Here is a 24341-nt window from a genome sequence, read left to right as displayed (position 1 = left end):
CAGCTGCGGGGCGGCCGGACGGACGGCGCGGCGCAGTCGGGCGCGGGCGGCGGCGCCTCCCGCAGCGCCTGCCCGCCGCGCTCCCCCGCCGCCGTTCCCGGTTGTCGACACCGACGGGGCCTCCGGCTCTGGGTCGGGATCGGCGTCGCCGGCTGGGACGGCTCACCGATGGTGACGAATAGCGCCGAAACGCGACATACCCAGCAGAACCCAGGCTATCCCGGCTCCCGGGTCGTCTTGTCCGATTGACCTATCTGGCGGCTTGCGCGTCGCCCGCGGCCACCAGCAGCTCGGCGACGTGCGGCAGCACCTCGCGGTCGTGCTCGATCCAGTCCACGCCGTCCAGCTCGGCCGGGCCGAGCCAGCGCAGCTCGTCGTGGTCCTCCAGCGGGCGCGGCTCGCCGTCCAGCAGCTCGGCCGCCCAGAACCGCAGCTCCAGGCCCGGCCGGACGGTCCACGCCCCGGGGAGCCGGCGCAGCGCCCGCGCCCGTACGCCCAGCTCCTCCAGCAGCTCCCGCTCCAGCGCCTGCGGCTCGGTCTCCCCGGGCTCGGCCTTGCCGCCGGGGAACTCCCACCGCCCGGCCACCGCCGCGGGCGCGCTGCGCCGGGCGGCGAGCACTCGGCCGCCGTGGATCAGCGCACCGCCGACGACGATCCGCGGCTCGCTGGGGGTCTCACCGGTCTGGTCCATGGCCCCGACCCTACGGCGCGGCGTCCCCGTCCTCGGACTCGACCCAGTACAGCTGCTTGTGGCCGCGCGCCTCGAACTCCGCCGCCAACCGCTGCGCCTCGGCCCGGTCCAGGCCCTTGGCGACCAGGAAGCGGTTGCCGTTGTCGTCCTGCCGCATCACCCGGAAGGTGCCCATGAGGGGAGCGTACCGGCGGCAGGGAGACTGTCCCCGGCCGGCGTGGGGGTCGGGCCGGGGACATGGCAGCGAGCGTACGGACGGCGCGCTACCGAGAGGTACGCGCGGAGTTAACGGCGGGTAACCCGTTGCCCGGGTGTTCGCCGCGGTGTCGGCCCGGGGTGCTCGCCCGGGCGTTTCAGACCCGGAGGTCGGGCACCTGCTCGCCGGTGGACAGGCCCAGGGCGCGGCGGATCTCCACGCTGATCGGCACGGTCTTGGCCACCAGCGCCCGGGCCCGGCGCAGGTCACCCGACAGGTCGGCGCCGGCGGCCGCGGCGTCCCAGGCGGTGGCCGCCTGGGTCTGCGCCTCGGCCAGCTTCTCGACCGTCGGCCGGACGTCGGCCGGCCAGTCCGTGGCCGGCTTGCGCAGGGCGGCGGCCTCGGCCCGGGAGGCGGCGGCCATCCGCCGGGCCCAGGACCGGTACTCGGCCTCGGCGACGCCGACGTCCTGCTTCGGCGCGTCGGTGTAGGTGTTGTTGAAGCCCCGGACGGCCTCCAGGTAGGCCAGCTGGGCGGCGGTCAGGTTGGCGCGGTCGGTGCGGACCGTCCCCAGGTGCTGGTCGTCCCGGTCCTCGAAGGCGCAGGTGACGTACCGTTCGCCGGCCGCCCAGTTGCCCGAGGTCGGGTAGAGGTAGACGTCGTCCATGCCGTCCGGCACCGTCCACTGGTCGAGCGCGTAGTCCTCCAGAACCGTGCGGCACAGCGTGGCCGCCCGCTCGCGCATGGCGGTCTCGCCCGGGTACGGGCCCTTGCTCTCGGGCACCTTGGCGGTACCGGCCACCTCGCCGTGGTGCGGGTCCGAGCAGGACACCCGGCCCACCCAGTACACCGTCTCGTCGCCGGGCCCGTCGGTCGCGCTGCTCCCGCTCGGGGAGTTGTAGCAGTCCCCCGCCTTCAGCGCGGACCAGCGGACCGAGCCCGGCGGGGGCTTCTGGGCGTACCGGCCGTCCCGCGCGGAGCTGAAGTCCCCCGCGCCCGCCAGGAGCGCCAGCAGCACCGTGCCGGCCACCCCGAGCACCAGACCGGTCACCGCCATGCCGCGGCCGCGCTCCTTGCGGCGGTTGATCTGGGTCAGCGCGATGATCCCGAACACCAGGGCCACCGGCGCGAGCAGGCTCAGTCCGGTCGCCAGCGAGCCGACCGCGAAGCCGTTGGTGCGCTGCTCCGGCTTCGGGTGGTACGGGGACGCCGAACCGTACGGGTACGGGTACGCGTGCGGGTGACCGGGCCGGAGGCCGGCCTGCGCCGCCGACGACGCCGTGGCCCAGCCTCCGGCGGGAAGCGGCGGGGGCGGCGGCGGCTGGGGCGAGGCCGGCGGGGCGGCCTGCGGAGAGTGGTCGGCGGGCGGGGCCCAGGGGTCGACGGGCCCGGGGGCCGGGGCCGGCTCGGGCGCGGACTCCGGTTCCGGGGCCGGCTCGGCGGCCGGGGGCTCCACGGGAGCGGGCTCGACCTCGGCGGGCCGCTCCGGAGCCTCGGCGTCCGCGCGGCCCGAGTCCTTGCGGAAGCCCACCCGCGGGTCCGGCCCCGAGGCGGCGGGCAGCTCGGACTCAGGCTTGGACACGTGGACTCCCCCAACCCGCCGGGGCGGGCGTCAGCTCGGCGTTGCGGCGTTCGACACCGTGGCTCGGACCCGGACGGGCCCGAGGTGAACGGTCGCGCGACTTTACCCGATCTTTCCGAACGCCCGCCCGACCGTTGCCCCCCCCTGGCCGCCCGACCGGACCCGCCGTTCAGCCGCGGGCCAGGACCTCGCCGTGGATCATCGAGAACCACCCGTCCTCGGCGGCGCTCCACTCCCGCCAGCCGGCCGCGATCCGCTCCAGCTCGGCCCGGTCCGCGAAGCCCCGCTCCACCGCCGTCCGGCCGAACGCCGTGCCGGTCACCCGGTCCGCCCACATCCCGCCCCACCAGTCGCGCCGCTCGGGCGTCGCGTACGTCCAGGTGCTGGTGCTCGCGGTCACCTCGGTGAAGCCGGCCGCGCGGGCCCAGGAGAGCAGCCGCCGCCCGGCGTCCGGCTCGCCGCCGTTGACGCGGGCGGTGCGGCGGTACAACTCCAGCCAGCGGTCCAGCGCGGGTGCCTCGGGGAACCAGGTCATCGAGGCGTAGTCGGCGTCCCGGGCCGCGACCACCCCGCCGGGCGCCGTCACCCGGCGCATCTCGCGCAGCGCGTCCACCGGATCGCCCAGGTGCTGCAGCACCTGGTGGGCGTGCACGACGTCGAACTCGCCGTCCCGGTACGGCAGTCGGTGCACGTCCGCGAGCTCGAACACCACGTTGGACAGGCCGCGCTCGGCGACGTACCCGGCGGCCTGCTCCAGCACCTCGGCGGAGGTGTCCACGGCCACCACCCGCCCGGTGGGGCCGACCAGTTCGGCCAGGTCGGCGGTGATCGTGCCGGGCCCGCAGCCGACGTCCAACAGGGCCTGGCCGGACCGCAGTTCGGGCAGCAGGTAGGCGGCCGAGTCGGCGGCGGTCCGGGAGCGGTGCGAGCGCAGCACGGCCTCCTGGTGGCCGTGGGTGTAGACGGTGGCAGGCTGCGGTCCGGGCATGAGGGCCCCCTGGGCGTGGTCGGTGTTCCGGCAGGTCTTCCGTTCGCGCGACGGCTCCGACGCTACGCCCCATCCCGGATGACGAGAAGAACCGTCTCACATTCCGACCCCTCCAGGGCCGCGCCACATCCCGCCGCCGTACCGTGGAGTCGCCCCCGACAGAACGGTCCCCGCCCATGCCCGGCCCCGGCCAGCGCCCCTTCGTCCTGCTCAGCGCCGCCGTGTCGCTCGACGGCCACCTCGACGACGCCTCCCCCGACCGGCTGCTGCTCTCCAACGCCGCCGACTTCGACCGGGTGGACGAGGAGCGCGCGGCCGCCGACGCGATCCTGGTCGGCGGCAACACCCTGCGCGCCGACAACCCCCGCCTGCTGGTCAACGACCCCGCGCGCCGGGCCGCCCGGGTGGCCGCCGGGCACCCGGAGTACCCGCTGAAGGTGACGCTCAGCGCGAGCGGCGCACTCGATGCCGACCTGCGGTTCTGGCACACCGGCGGCGCCAAGCTCGCCTACACCACCGACGCCGGGGCCGCGGTGCTGCGACCCCGGCTCGACGGGCTCGCCGAGGTGGTCGCGCTCGGCGGCGCGGTGGACCTCGGCGCGGTGCTGGACGACCTGGGCGCGCGCGGGGTGCGCCGACTGATGGTCGAGGGGGGCGGCGGGGTGCACACCCAGTTCCTGGCCCGGGGCCTGGCGGACGAGCTCCAGCTGGCCGTCGCCCCGCTGCTGGTCGGCCAGGCCGGGGCGCCGCGGTTCGTCGGCCCGGCCGCCTTCCCGGGCGGCCCGGCCCGGCGGATGCGACTGCTGGAGGCACGTACCGTGGGCGACGTCGTCCTGCTGAGGTACGCCCCGAAGGAGCCCGCGCCGTGAACCAGCCCACCACCACCGACCTCGACCACCTGCGCCGGGCCGTCGAGCTCTCCCGCCGCTGCCCGCCCTCCGAGACGGCCTTCTCGGTCGGCGCGGTGATCGTCGGCGCCGACGGCGAGGTGCTGGCGGAGGGCTTCAGCCGGGAGGTGCACGCGCACGACCACGCCGAGGAGGCGGCCCTGGGCAAGCTCCCCGCGGGCGACGCCCGGCTGCGCGGGGCGACCGTCTACAGCAGCCTGGAGCCCTGCGGGCAGCGCGCCTCGCGGCCGGTACCGTGCGCCCGGCTGCTCATCGCGGCGGGCGCGGCGCGGGTGGTGGTCGCCTGGCGCGAGCCGGACCTGTTCGTCACCGACTGCCAGGGCACGGCCCTGCTGGAGGCGGCCGGGGTCGAGGTGGTGGAGCTGCCGGAGCTGGCCGAGGAGGCCCGGGCGGTCAACGCCCATCTGCTCCGCTGATCTTTTGTATCATTTGGAAACAAAGAGCTCGCCTTCCTGGGCCCGCACCGCCATTCTCCCCGAGGAGCCGTCCCATGCCCGCCGCCCCCCTCCGGCTGACCGCCCGCGCCCTCCTCCTCGACATGGACGGCACCCTGGTCAACTCCGACGCCGTGGTCGAGCGCTGCTGGGGCCGCTGGGCCGAGCGGCACGGCCTCAACCCCGTCGAGGTGATGCATGTCGTCCACGGCCGCCAGGGCCACGCGACCATGGCCGTGCTGCTGCCGGACCGCCCCGTCGAGGCCAACCTCGCCGAGAACGCGCAGATGCTCGCCGAGGAGCGCGCCGACGTCGAGGGCGTCGTCCCGGTCCCCGGCGCCCCCGCCTTCCTCGCCGCCCTGGCCGACCTGCCACACGCCCTGGTCACCTCCGCCGACGAGCCGCTCGCCCGGATCCGGATGGCCGCCGCCGACCTGCCACTGCCGCCCGTCCTGGTCACCGCCGAGTCGGTCGGCGCCAGCAAGCCCGACCCGGAGGGCTTCCTCAAGGGCGCCGCCGCCCTCGGCCACGCCCCCGCCGACTGCCTCGCCTTCGAGGACTCCGGCGCCGGCATCGCCGCCGCCCGCGCGGCCGGCATGCGCGTCATCGGCATCGGCCCCCGCGCCGCCGCCCACCACCCGGACGCCCTCGCCGCGACCCTCGACGCGGTCACCGTCACGGCGGACGCGGACGGGGTGGTGACGGTCACCGTCCTGGGCTAGCCGGGGCTAGCCGGGCTCAGTCACGCCGGATGCCGGTGGAGTCGTACAGCAGCCAACGGGTGCCGTCCGGGAGTTGGACCGTCAGGACGTCCGCCTGCTGCCCCACCGCCAGGTACCACTCACCCGGCACCAGCTCTCCCGCCGACACCGGCGAACCGTCCGCATCGAAGAGCCGGCGCACCGCCGGCACCGCGAACCAGAACGGCGCGAAGTCGTCCCGGCTCTCCGGCGGCGGGTACGGCCGGTCCGCGACGCCCTTCTGGATCCCGCTGACGTCCAGCAGCAACCCCCTGGCCCCGTCCGGGAGTTGGACCAGCAGGGCGTTCTCGGCGGCTGCCAGCGCCAGGTACCAGGTGCCCGGCACCAACTCCCCCACCGGCTCCGGCGAACCGTCCGTACCGAAGACCTCGCGCACGGCCGGCACCGCGAACCAGTACAGCTCGAACTCGTCGTCCTCCGAACCGTTCTGGATCCCGACGCAGTCGAGCAGGATCCCCCGCGCCCCGTCCGCGTGTTGGACCAGCAGGGCGCCCCCGCGGGCCGCCAACGCCAGGTACCAGGTGCCCGGCACCAACTCCCCCACCGGCTCCAGCGAACCGTCCGCACCGAAGACCTCGCGCACGGCCGGGACGGCGAGCCAGAACAGGCGGAAGTCCGGGTCCGGTTCGGCCGCCAGCGCCGCCGCCAGACGGGTGGCCCGGTGCAGCAGCTCCCGCGCGCCCTCCTCGGCGGCGGCCCGCAGCCGCTCGACCTCCCGCTCCCGCCTCGCGAGCGCCTCCTCGGCGGCGTCCCGGACCGCGGTGTCCTCCTCCGCGTCCACCCCCGCCGCCCGGTTGCGGGCTATCGCGATCAGCCCGCCGGTGTTGCGGTTGCGCTGCTGCGGCAGCGGGCGGGACTTCGCGGCGAGCCGTGCGTACAGCCGCCGGTAGAGGGTGTCCATGTCCAGCAGTTCGGGACCGCCCGGGATGCCCCGCTCCAGCAGGTCGACGAGTTCCCCGGTGAAGGCGGTGTACGGCTCCCCCGGCGGCGACAGGGCGGGCCGGGTGGCGGCCGAGGCGGTGAGCACCACCGTCCCGTTCACCGCCGTCCGGTCGGCGAGGGACTTGCCCGCGCCCATCGAGCCGACCAGCGCCCGGCCGCTGTAGCAGCAGTCCAGCACCACCACCGTGCGCTGCGCCCGGGACTGCGAGTCGAGCAGCGCGCGGCGCAGCGACTCGAACCGCAGCGCGGTGTACTCGCGCTCGCGGTCGGTGTCCGGCAGCGCGAGGTACAGCTCCTCCGAGTAGTCGTCGGTCACGCCGTGCCCGGCGTAGTAGACCAGCAGGGTGTCGGTGGCCTGGCGCGCCTTCTCCCGTACGGTGTCCAGCACTTCGCGCACGCTCGCGGGCTGGGCGATCACCGCGCAGGCCTCGGCGGGCAGCCCCCAGACCTCGGGGTCGGTGAGCGCCCGGCGCAGCCCCTCCAGGTTCTGCTCGACGGCCGGCAGTCCGTCCAGGTGGACGTAGTCGTGCACCCCGACGAGCACGGCCGCCGACCGGCCCGGGTCCGCCAGCACGGTCACGACTGCTCGGCGGCTCCGGCCGGCGGCTCCAGCTGCGCCACGATCCGGCGCACCTCGTCCGCCGACCCGTCCTCGATCACCACCGACGTGCCGCCGCGCTCGATCCGCACCCGCATCCCGCCGCGCCGCGAGTCCCGCCAGGTGGCGACGGCGGTCACCAGGCTCCCCAGCGCGATCCCGTTCGCCAGGACCACATTGAGGATCTCCAGCACTTCCCCCATCCGCCCGGCCGCCGGATCCGCCGCCCCGGGCCGCACCTCGATGCCCCGCAGCTCCGGCTCGGCCAGCAGCCACCGGGTCAACGACCGCGCCGCCTCGACCTCCGCCCCCTCCGAGGCACCCTCCGCCACCTCGAACCCGAGCTCGACCTCCACACCCAACCCCTCTCCCACAGCCCCCAGTTGGCCGACCCCACCCTAGAGGAACCACCACCCCCACAAGGCCGGAGGGGCCGAACTCCGTTCACGGGAGTCGGCCCCTCCGGGGGTGCCAGCTGTCGCCGGGTCACACGTTGAAGCGGAACGAATGACGGGGGCGGCGCGCTGCAGGCGGTGCGCGCTGCCCGTCCAGGCCCGGCCGGCACTCGTCGTGCGGATTGCCACTGGTCCGCTGTTCGTTCCACGGGTGCCGACTCGGGACTGGCTAGCAAGGCGGCTCCGAACCTGTCGGGTCCACGTCTTCGAACAGCTCCAGCATCTGGCCGAGCACGCGAACAGTGGTCGCCACGTCGACGTCGGTGAGGTCGCCGCCAACCTGGCGCAGCAGCGCGTGTTCGCGGGCCGTCACGGCCGTGATGGCGGCCTGGCCGGCGTCGGTGAGCCGGATCAGCGAGGAGCGCGCGTGGGCCGGGTTGGGGACGGCCTCGACCAGCCCGGACGCCGCGGCGTCGTTCACCATGCGCTGGACGAACTGTCGGCTGAGGGACTGGGCCCGACCCATCTGCGGCACCGTCATGGGCCCGTGCTGGCGCAGCAGGTCCAGCACGGCGCGCACGCCGACGGAGAGGCCCTGGGCGGCGTCCAGCTCGATCCGGCGCTGGACGCGACGGTAGAGCGGGCCGACGAGGGCGAAGACTTCCATGAGGCGTCCCGGCAGCTCCTCGGGGGACAGGGGAACGGGCGTGGCAGGGGAATCGGTCACGACACCACTATGACATGACAACTCAGTTGCCATTCTTGGCGGACTGTGACAACTTGGTTGTCATGAGTGAGTTCGAGTTCGAGACCTTCCAGTCCGCCGACGGCCTGCTCGCCTACCGCGACGAGGGGCCGCGCGAGGGCGAGGCCCTGGTACTGCTGCACAGCGTGTTCGTCGACCATTCTCAGTTCGACAACCTGATTCCCGGCCTGGTCGCGCTTGGCTACCGGGTCGTTGCGCCGGATGCTCGAGGACACGGCCGGTCGGCGAATGCGAGCGGGCCGTTCCGAAACGCCGACGATCTCGCGGATCTGCTGCGACACCTGGAGCTGCGTCAGGTCGCGCTGGTGGGCGTGTCGATGGGCGCGATGATCGCGGTTGACACGGCGATCGAGCACCCCGAGCTGGTGCGGGCCCTGGTCGTCAGCGGTCGCGGGCTCGGCGAGCCGGACCTGACCGACGCCTGGTCCGCCGGGACCGCCGAGCGACAGGGCGCGGCGCTGGCGGCCGGCGACCTGCCGGGCTATCTCGACGGTTTCCTGCAGTGGATCGCCGGCCCGGCACGCAGCCTCGACGAGGTCGATCCGGCGATCGTGGCCCACGTGCGCGAGATGGCGCTGCGCACCCTCATGAAGCACACCCCGGACGAGCCGGACCACCGCGTCCCGGTCGAGGACCTCGCCGCGCGGGCCAAGGAGATCGCCGTGCCGGTCCTCGCGATCAACGGCGCGCTCGACGCCCCCGGCCTCCTCGCCACGGCGGACGAGCTGATCCGGGCGGTCCCGGACGGCCGCACCGTGCTGCTGCCGGGTGTCGGTCACTACACGACACAGGAGGCCCCGCAGGAGTTCACCCGCGTGCTGGTCGACTTCCTCCGGGAGGCCGACGCCGCCTGAGGCCATCGCTCCGGGCGCGGGCCGGCGCGCCGCGCGATGTGGAACGAGGTGCTCGGAGCTGACCCGACCGGCACCAACCGGAATGCTGCCCGGCCACCGAGCGGGCCGAGCAGCATTCCCGACGGAACGTCAGACGTTGAAGCGGAACTCCACGACGTCGCCGTCGTGCATGACGTATTCCTTGCCCTCGATGCGGGCCTTGCCCTTGGCGCGGGCCTCGGCGATGGAACCGGTCTCGACCAGGTCGTCGAAGGAGATCACCTCGGCCTTGATGAAGCCCTTCTGGAAGTCGGTGTGGATGACTCCGGCGGCCTCGGGGGCGGTGGCGCCCTTCTTGATGGTCCAGGCGCGGGTTTCCTTGGGGCCGGCCGTGAGGTAGGTCTGCAGGCCGAGGGTGTTGAAGCCGACGCGCGCGAGGGTGGCGAGGCCGGGCTCGTCCTGGCCCATGGACTGGAGGAGTTCGAGGGCCTCGGCGTCGTCCAGCTCGATCAGCTCGGACTCGATCTTGGCGTTGAGGAAGATCGCCTCGGCGGGGGCGACCAGCTCGCGCTGGGCGTTCTTGAAGTCCTCGTCGGCCAGCTCGGCCTCGTCCACGTTGAAGACGTAGAGGAAGGGCTTGGCGGTCAGCAGGTGCAGGTCGCGGATCGGGGCGGTGTCGAAGCCGGCCTCGAAGAGGGTCTTGCCGGTCTCCAGGATCGCCTGCGCGGCCTCGGCGGCGGCCAGCACGGGGGCGGTGTCCTTCTTGAGGCGCGCCTCCTTCTGCAGGCGCGGCAGGACCTTCTCGATGGTCTGGAGGTCGGCCAGGATCAGCTCGGTGTGAATGGTCTCGATGTCGTCCTTGGGCGACACCTTGCCGTCCACGTGCACCACGTCCGGGTCGGTGAAGGCGCGCACGACCTGGCAGATCGCGTCCGACTCGCGGATGTTGGCGAGGAACTTGTTACCCAGGCCCTCGCCCTCGCTGGCGCCGCGCACGATGCCCGCGATGTCCACGAAGTCGACGGTGGCCGGGAGGATGCGCTGGGAGCCGAAGATCTCGGCGAGCTTGGCCAGCCGCTGGTCGGGGACGCCGACGACGCCGACGTTGGGCTCGATGGTGGCGAACGGGTAGTTGGCCGCCAGCACGTCGTTCTTGGTCAGGGCGTTGAACAGGGTCGACTTGCCGACGTTCGGCAGGCCGACGATTCCGATCGTGAGCGACATGAAGCGCAGTCCCGTGGGCTTGGAGGAGTTGGGTCGGCACCGTACGGGCCGACCCCCAAGTCTACGGGCAGCGTCTGCGCTGCCCTACGCCTCGGTCGCCGCCGGTCGCGGCTCCAGGAACTCCAGCCGGTTGCCCAGCTTGTCGGCCGCGTAGAAGCGCCGGTGGCCGGGCAGGTTGTCGTCCCAGACCACCTCGTGGCCGTGCGCGGCGAGCCGCTCGGCCAGGGCGTCCAGCGAGCGCACCAGGATGCCCGGGTGCCCCTTCACGGACGGCCGGAAGTCCGGGGTCACGCCGAGGTGCACCTCGACCCCGCCGCCACGGAACCAGCAGCCGCCGCGGGCCGCCAGCACCGGCGGCTTCTCCAGCTCCGTCATGCCGAGCACGCCGGACCAGAAGGCTCGGCACGCGTCCTCGGCGCCGGCCGGGATGTCGAGCTGGAAGTGGTCGAGGCGTTCGAAGGTGAAGTCCGTGGCCACGAGGTCCCCCGTACGGTGATTCGATGATCTTGGTTCGTCGAGCCGTCCGAGCCGGTCAGGCCGCTGAACGACGATCACAGAACTACTCCGTCCGGAGACACAGGACAAGACCTGAACGGTCCATTACACAGTGTGGCGATGATCGGACCGTACGTTGGGCGGGTGGAGCAGAGCACCCGTACCCAGCCGCCAGGGCCCAGACGCCGTCCGCCGAACGGCGCGGCCGCGGCCGCCGTCCCCGGTCCCGGCCGGGCCCCCGAGAGCACCCGAGCCCCTGCCGCCCCCGAGACTCCCCCTGCCCGGCTGCGCCCGGCGGCCGGCCGGCCCACCGCGGCGCGCCCGTCCCCCGGGCGCCGGCTGCGGGTGTACGGGCGCCGCCGCACCGGCCGGCCGACCCGGCTGACCGCCATCGGCACCGGCGTGGCCGCCGTGCTGGCGACGCTCGCGGTGGCGGGCGTGGACCGGCTGCTCTTCGACGGCCTCGGCTGGCTGTTCGGCCTCGGCTACCTGATGGTCTGCTTCCAGCTGGCCGTCCGGGTCCGCTACGCCGACCTGCTGGCCGCGCCGATCAGCGGGCCGATCGCCTTCGCCCTGGCGCTGCTGGTGCTCGCGCCGGTCGGCTCCTCGGGCGTGACCGCCCAGGTGGTGGCGCTGGCGACCGGGCTGGCACTGCGGGCCGGCTGGCTGTTCTCCGGCACCGGCCTGGCCGCGCTGATCGTGCTCGCCCGTTTCGTCGCCCAGCGCCGGATCCACCGCTCCCGCTGAGCTCCACCCCTCCCGTCGGAGCCCGGAACCGGCAGGCCCTCAGCCCGCCGCCCGGGCCGCCGCCATGGCGGCCCCGACGATGCCCGCGTCGTTGCGCAGTTCCGCCGGCACCACCCTCGCCTCGCGGTCCTTCAGCAGCGGCAGGAACTTCTCGTGCTTGCGGCTCACCCCGCCGCCGATCACGATCAGCTGCGGCGAGAACAGCATCTCCACCAGGTCCAGGTACTCGTTGACCCGCCCGGCCCACTGCTCCCAGTCCAGCCCGTGCCGCTCCTTGGCGGCCGAGGAGGCCCGGCGCTCGGCGTCCTTGCCGCGCAGCTCCAGGTGACCCAGCTCGGTGTTGGGCACCAGCGTGCCGTCCACGAAGAGCGCGCTGCCGATGCCGGTGCCGAAGGTGAGCACCAGCACCACGCCCGACTCGCCGCGCCCGGCACCGTGGGTGAACTCCGCCAGGCCGGCCGCGTCCGCGTCGTTGAGGACGGTCGCCGGCAGGCCCAGTGCCTCGCGGAACAGGCCCGCGGCGTCCAGGCCGACCCAGCCCTTGTCCACGTTGGCGGCGGTCCTGGTGCGGCCGCCGACCACCACGCCGGGGAAGGTCAGCCCGACCGGCCCCTGGTGGTCGAAGTGCCGGACCACCTCGCACACGGCGGCGACCACGGCCTCGGGCTCGGACGGATGCGGGGTGAGCACCTTGTGGCGCTCCTGGGCGAGCACTCCCCGGGCGAGGTCGACCGGGGCTCCCTTGATGCCCGAGCCGCCGATGTCCACGCCGAATACCGCCGTCATCACTCCGCCCTCCGACGTTCGGCCGTGGACCGGCTTGTCCACAGCCTGTGCACAAAACTACGAGAGCCCCGGCGGCGACGCACAGCGAAAAACCCGGCACCCCACCGGGGCGCCGGGTTCTCCACAACGGTCTACAGCTTGCCCGCCGCCTCGGCGCGCAGGTCGCGGCGCAGTTCCTTGGGCAGCGAGAAGGTCAGGTGCTCCTCGGCGGTCTTGACCGTCTCGACCGTGTCGTAACCGCGCGCGGCCAGGAACTCCAGCACGCCGTCCACCAGGATCTCCGGCACCGAGGCGCCGCTGGTCAGGCCGACCGTGGTGACGCCCTCCAGCCAGGACTCCTGGATCTCCTCGGCGAAGTCCACCAGGTGGGCGGCCTTGGCGCCGTACTCCAGGCCGACCTCGACCAGGCGGACCGAGTTGGAGGAGTTCTTGGAGCCGACCACGATCAGCAGGTCGGTCTCGGGGGCCAGCTGCTTGACCGCGACCTGGCGGTTCTGGGTCGCGTAGCAGATGTCGTCGCTGGGCGGGCTGACCAGCGCCGGGAAGCGCTTCTTCAGCTCGCCGACGGTGGCCATGGTCTCGTCCACCGACAGGGTGGTCTGGGACAGCCAGACGATCTTGGACTCGTCCCGCACCTGCACGTTGGCGACGTCCTCGGCACCGTCCACCAGGTGGATCCGGTCCGGGGCCTCGCCCATGGTGCCGATGACCTCCTCGTGGCCCTCGTGACCCACCAGCAGGATGTCGAAGCCCTCGTCGGCGAAGCGGACGGCCTCCTTGTGCACCTTGGTGACCAGGGGGCAGGTGGCGTCGATGGTGGCCAGCTTGCCGGCCCGCGCCTCGTCGTGGACGGACGGGGCGACGCCGTGCGCCGAGAAGACGACGATCGAGCCCTCGGGCACCTCCTCCGTCTCGTCGACGAAGATCGCGCCCTTCTTCTCCAGGGTCTGCACCACGTACTTGTTGTGGACGATCTGCTTGCGGACGTAGATGGGCGCCCCGTACTGCTCCAGGGCCTTCTCCACGGCGATCACGGCGCGGTCGACGCCCGCGCAGTAGCCCCGGGGGGCGGCGAGCAGGACACGGCGCGGCGCGGTGTTGGACATGGCTCCATCGTACGGGCGGCCGCGAGTCGCACCGCCCCCGGCGGGCAGCCGCGCCGACGGCGGGCGGTTTCCGGTCGGATCCGATCAGAAATGCTCAAATGTGGTGTCTATGAGCGCTGTGAGCGAGCAGGCGACACCGAGCGGCCTGCGCCGCAGTCTGGGCGTCCGCGATCTGATGGTCTACGGACTGCTGTTCATCGCCCCGATGGCCCCGGTCGGCGTGTTCGGCGTGCTGGACGCCAAGAGCCACGGCGCCGTCGCCTCGGTCTACGTGGCCGCCACGGTGGCGATGGGCCTCACCGCCTTCTCGTACGCCCAGATGGTGCGCGCCGTGCCGCAGACCGGCTCGGTGTTCGCCTACGCCCGGGCCGGGCTGGGCGAAGGACCGGGTTTCATCGCCGGGTGGATGGCGATGCTGGACTACCTGCTGATCCCGGCGGTGGCCTACCTGTTCTCCGGGATCGCGCTGCACTCCCTGGTGCCGGGCGTCTCGCGCTGGCTGTGGACGGCGCTCGCGGTGGTGGCCACCACCGCGCTCAACCTGGTCGGGGTGCGCACGGCGGCCGTGGTCGGCTTCGCGGTACTGGCGCTGGAGATCGCGGTGCTGGCGGTGTTCACGGCCGCGGCCGTGGTGGCGCTGGTCCAGGACGGCGCCCGGCGCGGCTGGGACACCCCGTTCACCGCCGTCGGGGACTTCTCGCTCACCGCGGTGATCTCCGCGGTGTCCGTCGCGGTGCTCTCCTACCTGGGCTTCGACGCGATCGCCACCTTCGTCGAGGAGGCGGTCGGCGCCTCGGCGGCGGTGGCCAAGGCGGTGCTGTGGTGCCTGGCGCTGGCCGGGGTGCTGTTCGTCGCCCAGACCTACCTGGCGGCGCTGCTGGAGCCGATGACCCCGCAGCAGCTGGCCGCCGACCCGGCCGCACAGGGCTCGGCCTTCTACGACACCGTGGAGAGCGGCATCGGGCACTGGCTGCACGTGCTGGTGGCGGCCGGCAAGGCGATCGGCGCGGCCTTCGCGGCACTGGCCGGCCAGGCCGCGGCCGGGCGGCTGGTCTTCGCGATGGGCCGGGACGGGCGGCTGCCGCGGGTGCTCGGCTCGGTCGACCCGGGCAGCGCGGTGCCGCGCCGGGCGCTGCTGGCGGCCGCGGCCATCACCATGGCGGCGGCGGTCTGGGCCGCCAACCGGGACGACGGGCTGGACCAGCTGACCTCGGTGGTGAACGTGGGCGCGCTGACCGCCTTCGCGCTGCTGCACGCCTCGGTGGTCGGCTGGTACACCGTCCGGCACGGCTCGCGGGACCGGCTGCGCCACCTGGTCGTCCCGGCGCTGGGGATCGCGGTGATCGGGGCGGTGGTCCGCGAGGCCGCGACGACGGCGCAGCTCGTCGGGCTGGCCTGGCTGGCGGTCGGGCTGGTGGTGCTCGGGGTGCAGGGCAGTACCGCTTCGGGCGCCGGCGGGCACCGTTAGCGCCCGAGCTGTCGGCGCGCGCCGCTAGCCTCGTACGCATGGCCAACACCAGCTCCCCCGAAGCCCCGCTCCCGGTCGGCAAGGTCTCCGCGCTGATCGGCGGCTGGATCGACCGGCTCGGCGCGGTGTGGGTCGAGGGGCAGATCACCCAGCTCAGCCGTCGGCCCGGGGCGGGCGTGGTGTTCCTGACCCTGCGCGACCCGCAGGCCGACGTCTCGCTCACGGTGACCTGCTTCCGCTCGGTCTTCGACCAGGTCGCGGACGTGGTGCAGGAGGGCGCGCGGGTCGTCGTGCACGCCAAGCCGGAGTGGTACGCGGCGCGCGGGCAGCTGTCGATGCGGGCCTCGGAGATCCGGCCGGTGGGCCTGGGCGAGCTGCTGGCCCGGCTGGAGCAACTGAAGCGGCGCCTCGCCGGGGAGGGCCTGTTCGCACCCGAGCGCAAGCGGCCGCTGCCGTTCCTGCCGCAGTGCGTCGGACTGGTCACCGGACGCGACTCGGCGGCCGAGCGGGACGTGCTGGAGAACGCCCGGCGGCGCTGGCCGGCCGTGCGCTTCGAGGTGCGCAACGTCCCGGTGCAGGGGGTCAGCGCGGTGGAGCGGGTGAGCGCGGCCGTCCGGGAGCTGGACGAGCACCCCGAGGTGGACGTGATCATCGTGGCCCGGGGCGGCGGCAGCGTGGAGGACCTGCTGCCGTTCTCGGACGAGGGGCTGGTGCGGCTGGTGGCGGCCGCCCGTACGCCGGTGGTCAGCGCGATCGGGCACGAGCCGGACCAGCCGCTGCTGGACTTCGTCGCGGACCTGCGCGCCTCCACCCCGACCGATGCCGCCAAACGGGTGGTCCCGGACGTCGGCGAGGAGCTGGCCAAGGTCCGCCAGCTGCGCGACCGGGCCCGTCGGCACGTGCTGGCCCGGGTCGAGCGCGAGCAGCACGGGCTGGACGGTCTGCGCAGCCGCCCGTCGCTGGCCGCCCCGCACCGGATGCTGGACGGGCGCGGCCAGGAGGTGGACGGCCTGCTGGAGCGGGCCCGGCGCACCCTGCGGCACCGGCTGGACCACGCGCAGAGCGACCTCGGGCACACCCTGGCCCGGGTGGTCGCGCTGTCCCCGGCGGCCACCCTGGAGCGCGGCTACGCGGTGCTGCAGCGGGCGGACGGCACGGTGGTGACGGACCCGGCGCAGGTCGCGGCCGGGGAGGGGCTGCACGCCCGGGTGGCGGGCGGCGGCTTCGACGTCACGGTGACCGAGGCCGAGGCCGAGGCTCGGGACTAGTACGAGCGCTGCCGGGACGGTGGGTCGCACCTCGACCATGCGGCGGAGGCCGGCGCCACCGGTCGACCGGGCGCAGCCGGGCTTCCGCCCCGCCGGAGCCGTCCCTGTCGGCGCCAGCCCCTACGCTGGCACGCATGGCAGAGCAGCAGGAGCAGCAGAACGCGGCGGCGCCGACCCCGGACGACGCGCTGGGGTACGAGCACGCCCGGGACGCGCTGCTGGACGTGGTCCGGCAGCTGGAGAACGGCGGGACCTCCCTGGAGGAGTCGCTGGCCCTGTGGGAGCGCGGCGAGCAGCTGGCGAAGGTCTGCCAGCGCTGGCTGGACGGCGCCCGGGCCCGACTGGACGCCGCGCTGGCCGCCGAGGAGGGCGGAGCCCCGGCCGGGGAGTGACGCGGGTCACAACCCCTTGGGGAATCGTTGAAACTTCACCTATGTTGGAGGAAGTGACCGGCCGCGCCGGTCACCCCGACGAACCCCCTCCCGCATGAGGTGCAGAAGCATGACCACCGACGCCCTGGTACTCGACACCGCCGCTCAGGACCTGCTGTTCCGCGAGGCGCGCACCGCGAACACCTTCACCGACGAGCCGGTCACCGAGGAGCAGGTCCAGGCCATCTACGACCTGGTCAAGTACGGCCCGACCGCCTTCAACCAGCAGCCGCTGCGCGTCGTCCTGGTCCGCTCCGCCGAGGCCCGCGAGCGCCTCGTCCAGCACATGGCGGACGGCAACAAGGCCAAGACCTCCGCCGCGCCGCTGGTCGCCATCCTGGCCGCGGACAACGAGTTCCACGAGGAGCTGCCGACCCAGCTCCCGCACTTCCCGCAGGCCAAGGACATGTTCTTCTCGGAGCGCTCCGTCCGTGAGCAGTCCGCCACGCTGAACGGCGCCCTGCAGGCCGCGTACTTCATCATCGGCGTGCGCGCCGCCGGCCTGGCCGCCGGCCCGATGACCGGCTACGACGCCGCCGGCCTCAACAAGGAGTTCTTCGGCGACGGCGAGCACTCGGTGCTGGCCGTGGTCAACATCGGCAAGCCGGGCGAGGACGCCTGGTTCCCGCGCTCCCCGCGCCTGGCCTACGACGAGGTCGTCACCACCGTCTGATCAGCGACGGAACGGCGAAGGGCCCGCACCGGTTCGTCCGGTGCGGGCCCTTCCGCGTGCCCGTGGAGCCCTGGCGCTACTTGAGCGCCTGGGCCAGCTCGGCCAGCTCCTCGTACGAGGCGGTGCCGGTGATCAGGGTGGTCGCCGAGCCGGTCTGCGCGGCCAGCGCGCGGCCCTTCTCGCCCTGCACCCGGTCCCAGGCGTGTCCGGCGGCGTCCGAGGCGCCGTCCGGCCGGCCGCCCGCGACCTTGTCCGCCAGCAGCTTGTCGCGCGGCACGTCGGCCTGCTCGACGGCCGCGTACTGGCCGGAGGGCGTCACGAAGCCCAGGTGCCAGGCGTTGCCCTTGCCGGAGTTCAGGTCGGCCGGGGTGTAGCTGACCGAGGTGGCCCGCCACTTGTCGGACAGCCCCTCCGGGGAGAGCAGCGGATAGGGCGCGGCGCGCTTGGCGCTGGCCGCCGCCGCCTTGTACTCGACCACGTGCACCGGGTCGCTGTTGGCGTCGTGCGGGAGGAACAGGTACCCGATCCAGACGACGAAACCGACCGCCAGCATCGACAGGACCATGTCCCGTACGGTCTGCCGACCTCTCATGCCCTTGCTCTCTGCAGCCACCCCCACATGGTGACTCATCCACATCCGGGCGGTGCCACCCGGGGTGTCCACGTACGGGTGAAGCCGGGCGAACCGGTGCTTTTCGCCACGGGGTGGCGACCCGCGCCACAGACAGTCATCTCGTGGGCAGATACGATCGCAGGACCCTCACCACGGCGTTCGACCAGGCAGTAGTCGGGCGCTCACTGGCCGTCGCGTACAGAGAGGTAACGACGATGACCACGCAGTACCCGCACCACCTCCCCCGCGCCCTGGAGGTCGCGCCCGAGGCTCCCGACCGGAACCTCGCGCTCGAGCTCGTCCGGGTCACCGAGGCGGCCGCCATGGCCGCCGGCCGATGGGTCGGCCGCGGTGACAAGAACGGCGCGGACGGTGCCGCCGTGAAGGCGATGCGCACCCTCGTCTCGACCGTCTCGATGAACGGCGTGGTCGTCATCGGCGAGGGCGAGAAGGACGAAGCCCCGATGCTCTACAACGGCGAGCGGGTCGGCGACGGCACCGGCGCCGAGTGCGACGTCGCGGTCGACCCGGTGGACGGCACCACGCTGACCGCCAAGGGCATGAACAACGCGGTGGCCGTGCTGGCCGTCGCCGACCGCGGCACCATGTTCGACCCCAGCGCCGTGTTCTACATGGACAAGCTGGTGGCCGGCCCCGAGGCCGCCGAGTTCGTCGACATCACCGCCCCGGCGGCCGTCAACATCCGCCGGGTCGCCAAGGCCAAGGGCAGCGCCGTCGAGGACGTCACCGTGGTCGTGCTCGACCGCCCGCGCCACGACGGCCTGGTCCGGGAGATCCGCGAGGCGGGCGCCCGGATCAAGTTCATCTCCGACGGCGACGTGGCCGGCGCGATCATGGCCGCCCGCGAGGGCACCGGCGTCGACCTGCTGATGGGCGTCGGCGGCACCCCGGAGGGCATCATCGCGGCCTGCGCGATGAAGTGCATGGGCGGCGTGATCCAGGGCCGGCTGTGGCCCAAGGACGACGCCGAGCGGCAGAAGGCCCTGGACGCCGGGCACGACCTGGACCGGGTGCTCACCACCAACGACCTGGTCAGCGGCGAGAACGTGTTCTTCGTCGCCACCGGCATCACCGACGGCGAGCTGCTGCGCGGCGTGCACTACCGCTCGGAGACCGCCACCACCAGCTCGCTGGTGATGCGCTCCAAGAGCGGCACGATCCGCGAGATCAACTCCGTCCACAAGCTGGCGAAGCTGCGGGCCTACAGCGCGATCGACTTCGACCGCGCCAACTGACCCACGCGAAACGGCCTCGAAGACAGGACGTTCGGGCGCGGCCTCGGCGGAATCCCCCTCCGCCGAGGCCGCGCCGCGTTTCCGACCGCCTTCCGGGGGATCCGCCTCCCGGCTCCCGTCTCCGGCCCGCCGTCAACCGGCTATCCGGCTCCGGGCCGTGGTCACCCGGGCGGCCTCGCGCAGCTCCGCGTCCCGGCGGCGGCGCCGGGCCAGCACCACCCGCCGCTCGGCGGCCGTCAGCCCGCCCCAGACCCCGTACGGCTCCGGCTGCGCCAGCGCGTGCTCGCGGCACTCCAGCAGCACCGGGCAGCGGGCGCACACCTGCTTGGCCTGCTCCTCGCGCGACAGCCGGGCCGCCGTCGGCTCCTTCGAGGGCGCGAAGAACAGCCCCACCTCGTCCCGCCGACAGGCCGCACCGGTGTGCCAGGGGTTGTCCTCGCCCGCGGCGGCGCCCGCAGCGGTGCCCGCCGGGCCGCCCGGGGGCTGCGGCTGCGGGCGGACGGCCGGACGACGCTCCAGCATGTGGGCGGCGACGACTGGCGAGGTGGGGCGGGACTCGATCGGATGCAGCACGGCCGTACTCCTGACGAGGCTCTCGGACACGGGGGAACCTCGCTCCGCTGCCCGGCTGCGAGCCCCCGCTGGTCCAACCCTCCGGACCGGCCGCTTGGCCGCCTCCGGTGCGCAGCCGTACAAGAAGCGATGTGCGGAATGACCTACCCCGCCCCGCCGGGATTCATGCACACTGCACGCAATCGACTACGGAGTGCACCCGCCACAACGGCGAGTGCCCGGCCGGGAGTTGATCCCCGGCCGGGCACTCGACAGGCCAATTCAAGTCAGTCGGAGCCGAGTTGCTTGCGCACCCACTCCTTGAGCTTCTTGCCCCGGCGCGGCTTGGCGTTGCAACCGCCGAACAGGGCAACGCCCTTGACCCGCACGACCGGAGCGTACGGGTCCGCGGCGGTTTGCTCGCGGACGTCGAACCCGCCGAAGATGCCGACCCCGGAGCCGTGCAGGCTGACGTTCTCCGGCACCCGGACCTCGACCCCGCCGAAGATCGCCGTCACGGTGATCTCCACCTCGGGGGACTCGAACACGGCGTCACTCAGGTCGATCTCCACCCCGCCGAACATGGTGAAGGCGGTCAGGTGCGAGCCGACCCGCCAGCGGCCCTTGCGGGCGGCGCCGCCGAAGATCGCCACCACCGACGGCGACTCCTGGCGCGCGGGCGGCAGTTGCCTCGGGGCGGGGGCCGGCGCCGGGGCGTCCGGCGGCGGCTTCTCGAAGGACAGCGGCCGGTGGGCGGGCAGGTCCCGGGTCAGCGGCACCAGGTCGCCGAAGGTCTTGGCGGCGTACGCGGCCCCGATCCGCTCGGCGTGCTCGTCCGCGTCCAGGCGGCCCTCGGCGTAGGCGTCCCGCAGCAGCTCCGCGACCCGCTCGCGGTCGGCGTCCGAGACGCGCAGCTCCGCCTCCGCCACCGGGGCGTGCGAGGGCTGCGGCGTGGCTGCAGGCTGCGGCTCAGGTTCGGGCTGCGGCTTGCGTTCGGGCTTGGTCATCGGTACGGGAGCCGACACCGGCGGCTGCCCCGGGTCGTCCTGCGACGGCGAGTTGTCCACGGCGCAAGCGTAGTCGCCCGCACTCCTGCCCGAGTGAGACCGGTCACCTGATAACCGGAGGATGTGTCAGTCGCGTGTGCAAGCCTCCAGTCCAAGGGCTACCGCAAGGCGCGACGGCAGGCCGCGAAACTGCACAAGAAGGTCGCCCGTCAGCGCCAGGACACCGCCCGCAAGTGGGCCAAGACCGTCGTCCGGGACCACGACCACATAGCAGTAGAGGACTTCCGACCGAAGTTCCTCGCCAAGACCTCCATGGCCAGGAAGGCCGCTGACGCCGCCATCGGCGTAACCAAGACGGCCCTGATCGAGATGGGCCGCAAGCACGGCAGGGCCGTGCACCTGGTCCACCCCGCGCACACCACGATGGACTGCGCGCACTGCGGAGCGAGAGCCAAGCACGCACTGCCGCTGGGAATGCGTACGTACACCTGTACCGCGTGCGGAGCCTCGTCCCCGAGAGACAAGAACTCCGCCCACGTGATGCTCCACGGGGCAGGTCCGAACCCGGCTGGCGTTGAGTGCGTAGGACGTGGCCGCCCGTGGGGCGACCACGCAGCACGAGCCAAAAATCCCCCAGGCGAAGGCGGGCCCCCGCCTTCAGGCGGGGGAGCACTCAAGCAAGGCTGACCTGTCCGCAGGCCCACCACGACCGGGTCTTACCCTGGATGGTGCTTCGCCGACGCAGCCGGATCACTGGACACCTAAGGACCGCCCCCATGGCTCCCACGCCAGACTTCGAGTACAGCGACCTGCTCCCCCTGGGCGCTGACCCGACCCCGTACCGCAAGCTGACCTCCGAGGGTGTCTCCACCTTCGAGGCCGGCGGTCGCAGCTTCCTCCAGGTCGAGCCCGAGGCGCTGCGGCTGCTCACGGCCGAGGCGATGCACGACATCTCGCACTACCTGCGCCCCGCGCACCTCGCCCAGCTGCGCCGCATCCTGGACGACCCGGAGGCCAGCCCGAACGACCGCTTCGTGGCGCTCGACCTGCTGAAGAACGTCAACATCTCGGCCGGCGGCATCCTCCCGATGTGCCAGGACACCGGCACCGCGATCGTCATGGGCAAGCGCGGCCAGAACGTGCTGACCCAGGGCGGCGACGAGTCCGCCATCGCGCGCGGCGTGTTCGACGCGTACACCAAGCTCAACCTGCGCTACTCCCAGATGGCCCCGGTGACCATGTGGGACGAGAAGAACACCGGCAACAACCTGCCGGCCCAGATCGAGCTGTACGCCACCGACGGCGACGCGTACAAGTTCCTGTTCATGGCCAAGGGCGGCGGCTCCGCCAACAAGTCGTACCTGTACCAGGAGACCAAAGCCATCCTGAACGAGGCGAGCATGCTCTCGTTCCTGGAGCAGAAGATCCGCTCGCTCGGCACCGCCGCCTGCCCGCCGTACCACCTGGCCATCGTGATCGGCGGCACCAGCGCCGAGTTCGCGCTCAAGACCGCCAAGTACGCCTCGGCGCACTACCTGGACAACCTGCCGACCTCGGGCAACGCCAAGACCGGCCACGGCTTCCGGGACCTGGAGCTGGAGGCCAAGGTCACCGAGCTGACCCAGAAGATCGGCATCGGCGCCCAGTTCGGCGGCAAGTACTTCTGCCACGACGTGCGCGTGGTCCGACTGCCGCGCCACGGCGCCTCGCTGCCGGTCGCGATGGCCGTCTCCTGCTCCGCCGACCGCCAGGCGCTCGGCAAGATCACCGCCGAGGGCGTGTTCCTGGAGCAGCTGGAGACCGACCCGGCCAAGTACCTGCCGGACACCACCGACGAGCACCTGGACGACGACGTGGTGCGCGTCGACCTCAACCAGCCGATGTCCGCGATCCGCGCCGAGCTGTCCAAGTACCCGGTCAAGACCCGGCTCTCGCTCACCGGCACCCTGGTGGTCGCCCGCGACATCGCCCACGCCAAGATCAAGGAGCGCCTGGACGCCGGCGAGGGCATGCCCAAGTACCTCCAGGACCACCCGGTCTACTACGCCGGCCCGGCCAAGACCCCCGAGGGCTACGCCTCCGGCTCCTTCGGCCCGACCACGGCCGGCCGGATGGACTCCTACGTCGACCAGTTCCAGGCCGCCGGCGGCTCGATGGTCATGCTCGCCAAGGGCAACCGCAGCAAGCAGGTCACCGACGCCTGCGCCGCGCACGGCGGCTTCTACCTCGGCTCGATCGGCGGCCCGGCCGCCCGCCTCGCCCAGGACTGCATCAAGAAGGTCGAGGTGCTGGAGTACGCCGAGCTCGGCATGGAGGCCGTCTGGCGCATCGAGGTCGAGGACTTCCCGGCCTTCATCGTGGTCGACGACAAGGGCAACGACTTCTTCCGCGAGACGACGGAAGGTCCGCTGATCACCAGCCTGCGGATCCGCTCCAAGGAGTAGTCGCTCGGCGAAACGCTCCCGCACGCCCTCTGACCGCCCCGGCCGCCCCTGCGGCTGGGGCGGTTTTGTGTGCCACCGAGCTCCGGACGTGAATACCGTGCTTCCGGGTCTACGAGGCCCGCAAGCGGGCGGCGCGCGAAGCGGTTTCGGACCTCACCTCCTGGCAGGAGACGAGCTACCTGCTGCGCTCGCCCGCCAACGCCGAACGGCTCATGGCCGCCGTCACCCCCGACAAGGCCGACCACCCCGGCGTGGTCAGGACCGTCGAAGAGCTGGAAGCACTGGCGGATCCGAGCCTCTGACGGCCCCGGCGCGTCTCACGCGTCGAAGTCGTACTCCAGGACGTAGGAGGCGGCGTCCAGGATCATCTCGTTGAGTTCGACGACCTGCCCCTCGTCGGCGAAGGCGGTGCGGCAGATCAGGATGACCGGGGTGCCGGCGGAGAGTTCGAGGCGGGTGGCCTCCTCGGCGCTGGGCATCCGGGAGCGGACCTCCTCGCGGAAGTGCACGGGCTTGGCGCCGATCTCGGCCAGCCGGGCGTAGGTGCCGCCGGGGCCGGTGTCCTCGCGGGTGATGGCGGTGCCGGCGACCAGGACGGCGGGCAGGTAGGAGGTCGAGAGCAGCACCGGCTTGCCGTCCAGGACGAAGCGGCGGTGCCGTACGCACATCGGCGCGCCAGGGTCGACTCCGAGCACCCGGGCCACGTGTTCGGGCGCGCCCCGCTCGGCGACGGAGACCTGGTCGACCACCAGGCTGCGGTTGTCGATGTCCGCGGACCATATCGACCGCCCGGACCCCCACTGCCCCTGCGCCAGCCGCTGGATGCCGCGCCGGCGCAGCGGTCGGAAGTCCCGGACGAACACCCCGGCGCCCCGGCGGGCCTCCGCGATCCCCTCGCTCTGCAGCACGCCGAGCGCCTGGCGGGCGGTCATCCGGGCCACGCCGTACTCGTCCATGAGGTCGTTCTCGCCGGGCAGCCGGTCGCCCGCGCGGTAGCGGCCGTCGTCGATGGCCGCCTTCAGGGAGTCCGCGATCCGCTGGTACTTGGGCTGTCTGTCGCCACTGCTGCCGGTCATCGCCGCTCCCTCTCCCTCGGACAAATCCTAGGCGCGCCCGCGGCCGCTAGTAAGGAGATACGACCGTTGACATCTCTAGAGATATTAGCTTCTCTAGAGAT

At 73.1% G+C, this 24341-nt stretch carries 25 protein-coding genes and 1 pseudogene; 11 read left to right on the top strand and 15 right to left on the bottom strand.

What is annotated here, in order from left to right:
• Positions 1–250 precede the first annotated feature (250 nt).
• The 4 genes from ACFVWU_RS22390 to ACFVWU_RS22375 form a co-directional block, all read right to left on the bottom strand.
• Complete coding sequence (locus tag ACFVWU_RS22390) at positions 251–691, bottom strand: NUDIX domain-containing protein (RefSeq protein ID WP_387623679.1); 441 nt, start codon at positions 689–691, stop codon at positions 251–253.
• A gap of 10 nt (positions 692–701) precedes the next feature.
• The gene (locus ACFVWU_RS22385) at positions 702–866 is read right to left on the bottom strand and encodes a hypothetical protein (protein WP_387623676.1); all 165 of its coding nucleotides are present in this window, start codon (positions 864–866) and stop codon (positions 702–704) included.
• Positions 867–1044: 178 nt separating this feature from the next.
• Entirely contained in the window at positions 1045–2469 is a 1425-nt protein-coding gene (locus ACFVWU_RS22380) for a DUF4190 domain-containing protein (protein ID WP_387623673.1), read from the bottom strand.
• Positions 2470–2638: 169 nt separating this feature from the next.
• Positions 2639–3457, bottom strand: coding sequence for a methyltransferase domain-containing protein (locus tag ACFVWU_RS22375; protein ID WP_387623670.1), 819 nt, complete (start codon positions 3455–3457; stop codon positions 2639–2641).
• A 176-nt stretch (positions 3458–3633) separates the two neighbouring features.
• On the opposite strand from ACFVWU_RS22375, the pseudogene ACFVWU_RS22370 reads away from it, so the two are divergent.
• Positions 3634–4781: pseudogene (locus ACFVWU_RS22370) on the top strand (dihydrofolate reductase family protein).
• 74 nt (positions 4782–4855) lie between these two features.
• Complete coding sequence (locus ACFVWU_RS22365; RefSeq protein WP_387623667.1) at positions 4856–5521, top strand: HAD-IA family hydrolase; 666 nt, start codon at positions 4856–4858, stop codon at positions 5519–5521.
• A 16-nt stretch (positions 5522–5537) separates the two neighbouring features.
• Here the strand turns inward: ACFVWU_RS22365 and ACFVWU_RS22360 are convergent, their stop codons facing one another.
• The 3 genes from ACFVWU_RS22360 to ACFVWU_RS22350 all read right to left on the bottom strand — a co-directional run bounded on the left by ACFVWU_RS22360 (position 5538) and on the right by ACFVWU_RS22350 (position 8162).
• On the bottom strand, positions 5538–7082 hold the full coding sequence (locus ACFVWU_RS22360) for a caspase family protein (RefSeq protein WP_387623664.1): 1545 nt from the start codon (positions 7080–7082) through the stop codon (positions 5538–5540).
• Positions 7079–7456, bottom strand: coding sequence for a hypothetical protein (locus ACFVWU_RS22355; protein WP_387623662.1), 378 nt, complete (start codon positions 7454–7456; stop codon positions 7079–7081). Before ACFVWU_RS22355 ends, ACFVWU_RS22360 begins: the two co-directional genes overlap by 4 nt.
• Positions 7457–7724: 268 nt before the next feature.
• Positions 7725–8162 (bottom strand): MarR family winged helix-turn-helix transcriptional regulator, encoded by a 438-nt coding sequence (locus ACFVWU_RS22350; protein ID WP_387623689.1) that lies wholly within the window; start codon positions 8160–8162, stop codon positions 7725–7727.
• Between the two features lie 122 nt (positions 8163–8284).
• Between ACFVWU_RS22350 and ACFVWU_RS22345 the strand changes: the two genes are divergently transcribed.
• Positions 8285–9115 carry an alpha/beta fold hydrolase gene (locus tag ACFVWU_RS22345; protein ID WP_387623659.1) on the top strand — a complete coding sequence of 277 codons (831 nt, stop codon included), beginning with the start codon at positions 8285–8287 and terminating at the stop codon, positions 9113–9115.
• A 129-nt stretch (positions 9116–9244) separates the two neighbouring features.
• Here the strand turns inward: ACFVWU_RS22345 and ychF are convergent, their stop codons facing one another.
• Together ychF and ACFVWU_RS22335 are read right to left on the bottom strand one after the other, a co-directional pair.
• On the bottom strand, positions 9245–10318 hold the full coding sequence (ychF, locus tag ACFVWU_RS22340) for a redox-regulated ATPase YchF (RefSeq protein WP_380612195.1): 1074 nt from the start codon (positions 10316–10318) through the stop codon (positions 9245–9247).
• Between the two features lie 84 nt (positions 10319–10402).
• Positions 10403–10795 (bottom strand): VOC family protein, encoded by a 393-nt coding sequence (locus tag ACFVWU_RS22335; protein WP_387623655.1) that lies wholly within the window; start codon positions 10793–10795, stop codon positions 10403–10405.
• A gap of 138 nt (positions 10796–10933) precedes the next feature.
• Between ACFVWU_RS22335 and ACFVWU_RS22330 the strand changes: the two genes are divergently transcribed.
• Positions 10934–11560, top strand: a complete 627-nt coding sequence (locus ACFVWU_RS22330) for a DUF6542 domain-containing protein (RefSeq protein WP_387623653.1) — start codon at positions 10934–10936, stop codon at positions 11558–11560.
• Between the two features lie 39 nt (positions 11561–11599).
• Here ACFVWU_RS22330 and ppgK read toward each other — a convergent pair whose 3' ends face one another.
• Together ppgK and ACFVWU_RS22320 are read right to left on the bottom strand one after the other, a co-directional pair.
• Positions 11600–12346, bottom strand: coding sequence for a polyphosphate--glucose phosphotransferase (gene ppgK / locus ACFVWU_RS22325; RefSeq protein WP_387623650.1), 747 nt, complete (start codon positions 12344–12346; stop codon positions 11600–11602).
• Positions 12347–12477: 131 nt separating this feature from the next.
• Positions 12478–13452, bottom strand: coding sequence for a 4-hydroxy-3-methylbut-2-enyl diphosphate reductase (locus tag ACFVWU_RS22320; protein ID WP_387623647.1), 975 nt, complete (start codon positions 13450–13452; stop codon positions 12478–12480).
• 109 nt (positions 13453–13561) lie between these two features.
• Here ACFVWU_RS22320 and ACFVWU_RS22315 point away from each other — a divergent pair, with 109 nt between their 5' ends.
• The 4 genes from ACFVWU_RS22315 to ACFVWU_RS22300 all read left to right on the top strand — a co-directional run bounded on the left by ACFVWU_RS22315 (position 13562) and on the right by ACFVWU_RS22300 (position 17292).
• Entirely contained in the window at positions 13562–14920 is a 1359-nt protein-coding gene (locus ACFVWU_RS22315) for an APC family permease (RefSeq protein ID WP_387623645.1), read from the top strand.
• 38 nt (positions 14921–14958) lie between these two features.
• Positions 14959–16188, top strand: coding sequence for an exodeoxyribonuclease VII large subunit (xseA, locus tag ACFVWU_RS22310; protein WP_387623642.1), 1230 nt, complete (start codon positions 14959–14961; stop codon positions 16186–16188).
• 134 nt (positions 16189–16322) lie between these two features.
• Positions 16323–16580 carry an exodeoxyribonuclease VII small subunit gene (locus ACFVWU_RS22305; protein WP_387623640.1) on the top strand — a complete coding sequence of 86 codons (258 nt, stop codon included), beginning with the start codon at positions 16323–16325 and terminating at the stop codon, positions 16578–16580.
• Between the two features lie 109 nt (positions 16581–16689).
• A complete protein-coding gene (locus tag ACFVWU_RS22300; RefSeq protein WP_387623638.1) occupies positions 16690–17292 on the top strand; it encodes a malonic semialdehyde reductase in 603 nt (200 codons plus the stop codon).
• 76 nt (positions 17293–17368) lie between these two features.
• On the opposite strand, the gene ACFVWU_RS22295 is transcribed toward ACFVWU_RS22300, so the two are convergent.
• A complete protein-coding gene (locus ACFVWU_RS22295; protein ID WP_387623636.1) occupies positions 17369–17905 on the bottom strand; it encodes a DUF4245 domain-containing protein in 537 nt (178 codons plus the stop codon).
• A gap of 215 nt (positions 17906–18120) precedes the next feature.
• Between ACFVWU_RS22295 and glpX the strand changes: the two genes are divergently transcribed.
• On the top strand, positions 18121–19161 hold the full coding sequence (glpX, locus tag ACFVWU_RS22290; protein ID WP_387623633.1) for a class II fructose-bisphosphatase: 1041 nt from the start codon (positions 18121–18123) through the stop codon (positions 19159–19161).
• A gap of 132 nt (positions 19162–19293) precedes the next feature.
• Here the strand turns inward: glpX and ACFVWU_RS22285 are convergent, their stop codons facing one another.
• Together ACFVWU_RS22285 and ACFVWU_RS22280 are read right to left on the bottom strand one after the other, a co-directional pair.
• Positions 19294–19683 (bottom strand): WhiB family transcriptional regulator, encoded by a 390-nt coding sequence (locus tag ACFVWU_RS22285; protein ID WP_387623686.1) that lies wholly within the window; start codon positions 19681–19683, stop codon positions 19294–19296.
• A gap of 317 nt (positions 19684–20000) precedes the next feature.
• Entirely contained in the window at positions 20001–20720 is a 720-nt protein-coding gene (locus ACFVWU_RS22280) for a DUF1707 domain-containing protein (protein ID WP_387623683.1), read from the bottom strand.
• A gap of 123 nt (positions 20721–20843) precedes the next feature.
• On the opposite strand from ACFVWU_RS22280, the gene ACFVWU_RS22275 reads away from it, so the two are divergent.
• Positions 20844–21407, top strand: a complete 564-nt coding sequence (locus ACFVWU_RS22275) for an RNA-guided endonuclease InsQ/TnpB family protein (protein ID WP_387623631.1) — start codon at positions 20844–20846, stop codon at positions 21405–21407.
• Between the two features lie 89 nt (positions 21408–21496).
• Positions 21497–23164 (top strand): fumarate hydratase, encoded by a 1668-nt coding sequence (locus ACFVWU_RS22270; protein WP_387623629.1) that lies wholly within the window; start codon positions 21497–21499, stop codon positions 23162–23164.
• 317 nt (positions 23165–23481) lie between these two features.
• On the opposite strand, the gene ACFVWU_RS22265 is transcribed toward ACFVWU_RS22270, so the two are convergent.
• Positions 23482–24240, bottom strand: a complete 759-nt coding sequence (locus ACFVWU_RS22265; RefSeq protein ID WP_387623626.1) for a GntR family transcriptional regulator — start codon at positions 24238–24240, stop codon at positions 23482–23484.
• Positions 24241–24341 lie beyond the last annotated feature (101 nt).

It is taken from the genome of Kitasatospora sp. NPDC058190, from assembly GCF_042883685.1.
Lineage (GTDB): Bacteria > Actinomycetota > Actinomycetes > Streptomycetales > Streptomycetaceae > Kitasatospora.
Note: the sequence above shows the minus strand (reverse complement) of the source record. Positions and strands in the feature narration are given on the sequence as shown.

What these genes read in the sequence shown, in the direction of transcription:
- ACFVWU_RS22390 (WP_387623679.1), bottom strand. Translation starts at nt 691, where the DNA reads ATGGACCAGACCGGTGAGACCCCCAGCGAGCCGCGGATCGTCGTCGGC.
- ACFVWU_RS22385 (WP_387623676.1), bottom strand. Translation starts at nt 866, where the DNA reads ATGGGCACCTTCCGGGTGATGCGGCAGGACGACAACGGCAACCGCTTC.
- ACFVWU_RS22375 (WP_387623670.1), bottom strand. Translation starts at nt 3,457, where the DNA reads ATGCCCGGACCGCAGCCTGCCACCGTCTACACCCACGGCCACCAGGAG.
- ACFVWU_RS22365 (WP_387623667.1), top strand. Translation starts at nt 4,856, where the DNA reads ATGCCCGCCGCCCCCCTCCGGCTGACCGCCCGCGCCCTCCTCCTCGAC.
- ACFVWU_RS22350 (WP_387623689.1), bottom strand. Translation starts at nt 8,162, where the DNA reads ATGGAAGTCTTCGCCCTCGTCGGCCCGCTCTACCGTCGCGTCCAGCGC.
- ACFVWU_RS22345 (WP_387623659.1), top strand. Translation starts at nt 8,285, where the DNA reads ATGAGTGAGTTCGAGTTCGAGACCTTCCAGTCCGCCGACGGCCTGCTC.
- ychF (WP_380612195.1), bottom strand. Translation starts at nt 10,318, where the DNA reads ATGTCGCTCACGATCGGAATCGTCGGCCTGCCGAACGTCGGCAAGTCG.
- ACFVWU_RS22330 (WP_387623653.1), top strand. Translation starts at nt 10,934, where the DNA reads ATGATCGGACCGTACGTTGGGCGGGTGGAGCAGAGCACCCGTACCCAG.
- ppgK (WP_387623650.1), bottom strand. Translation starts at nt 12,346, where the DNA reads ATGACGGCGGTATTCGGCGTGGACATCGGCGGCTCGGGCATCAAGGGA.
- ACFVWU_RS22320 (WP_387623647.1), bottom strand. Translation starts at nt 13,452, where the DNA reads ATGTCCAACACCGCGCCGCGCCGTGTCCTGCTCGCCGCCCCCCGGGGC.
- ACFVWU_RS22315 (WP_387623645.1), top strand. Translation starts at nt 13,562, where the DNA reads ATGAGCGCTGTGAGCGAGCAGGCGACACCGAGCGGCCTGCGCCGCAGT.
- xseA (WP_387623642.1), top strand. Translation starts at nt 14,959, where the DNA reads ATGGCCAACACCAGCTCCCCCGAAGCCCCGCTCCCGGTCGGCAAGGTC.
- ACFVWU_RS22305 (WP_387623640.1), top strand. Translation starts at nt 16,323, where the DNA reads ATGGCAGAGCAGCAGGAGCAGCAGAACGCGGCGGCGCCGACCCCGGAC.
- ACFVWU_RS22300 (WP_387623638.1), top strand. Translation starts at nt 16,690, where the DNA reads ATGACCACCGACGCCCTGGTACTCGACACCGCCGCTCAGGACCTGCTG.
- glpX (WP_387623633.1), top strand. Translation starts at nt 18,121, where the DNA reads ATGACCACGCAGTACCCGCACCACCTCCCCCGCGCCCTGGAGGTCGCG.
- ACFVWU_RS22285 (WP_387623686.1), bottom strand. Translation starts at nt 19,683, where the DNA reads ATGCTGGAGCGTCGTCCGGCCGTCCGCCCGCAGCCGCAGCCCCCGGGC.
- ACFVWU_RS22280 (WP_387623683.1), bottom strand. Translation starts at nt 20,720, where the DNA reads ATGACCAAGCCCGAACGCAAGCCGCAGCCCGAACCTGAGCCGCAGCCT.
- ACFVWU_RS22270 (WP_387623629.1), top strand. Translation starts at nt 21,497, where the DNA reads ATGGCTCCCACGCCAGACTTCGAGTACAGCGACCTGCTCCCCCTGGGC.
- ACFVWU_RS22265 (WP_387623626.1), bottom strand. Translation starts at nt 24,240, where the DNA reads ATGACCGGCAGCAGTGGCGACAGACAGCCCAAGTACCAGCGGATCGCG.